At 65.4% G+C, this 991-nt stretch carries 1 protein-coding gene; it reads right to left on the reverse strand.

The features are described 5' to 3' along the window. Positions 1-26: 26 nt before the first annotated feature. Complete coding sequence (locus Asi03nite_RS37485) at positions 27-923, reverse strand: IS982 family transposase (protein WP_203685256.1); 897 nt, start codon at positions 921-923, stop codon at positions 27-29. Positions 924-991 lie beyond the last annotated feature (68 nt).

Raw genomic sequence — 991 nt, forward strand, 5'->3', positions numbered from 1 at the left:
CTAGACGAGTAGTTCCGATATTCCGGTCAGTGGTCGTAGGCGATCAGTGACCGGGTTACGGGTGCGCCGGTCTTGTTGTTGTGCCAGATCGCTGCGCTCATGGCCAGCAGCCGCTGGGCGATGCGTACGGCGACGCCGGCGAAGGTACGGCCACCGTGTTGTTCCAGGTCGAGCTGGCCTTTGAGGGTGTCGTTGACCGACTCGATCAACTGGCGGACCTTCTTGAGCATCGGTTCGCCGTAGCGGGCCTTCTCCTTCTTGCGGGACGGGCGGAGCAGTTCGATGCCGTACTCGTCGGCCAGTTGCCGTTCGAAGGGCTTGGACGCGAAGCCCTTGTCGCTGATCAGCAGGATCCCCGGGCGGTCGGTGACCAGGGCGGCGTCGTGTTCGAGCATCGCGGCCAGGACCTCCCGTTCGCCGATCTTCGGGTTGGCCAGGGCCCACAGGATCGGCATCCCGGCCGGGGTACAGACCAGGTACAGCCGCAGTCCCCAGAAGAACCGTGAGTGTGAGGCGCAGTAGCCGTAGCCGGCCCAGCCGGCCAGGTCCGAGCGTTGCACCGTGGGACGCGACATGCCGCACGGGATCGGGGTGGAGTCGACGATCCAGTGGTGGTCGAACCAGAAGTCGCTGTCGCGGGCCAGGTCCCGGATGGCCTTCTTGATCAGTGGCAGGGCAGCGCGGAGGCGTTTGTTGTAGCCGGGCCGCTGGGGCAGGTACGGGAACATGCCGTGCAGGTGGATACGGGCGTACCGGATCCAGTGCGCTTCCGAGCGGGCGCCGAGCAGGACCTGGGCCACGGCCAGGCAGACCAGCTCGGAGTCGGTCAGCCGTGGCGGCCGGCCACGCCACCGGGGCGTACGGATGCTGTCGTCGATCTTCACGTAAAGTGCGGTCAAGAGGGTGTCCAGGTCTTGCGTCACAACACGATCTTGGACACCCTCCCTTCGTACCCAAGACATCGACCCCTGACATCGGAACTACTCGTCTA

Origin of the sequence: Actinoplanes siamensis (assembly GCF_016862395.1) — a bacterium.
Classification (GTDB): Bacteria; Actinomycetota; Actinomycetes; order Mycobacteriales; family Micromonosporaceae; genus Actinoplanes; species Actinoplanes siamensis.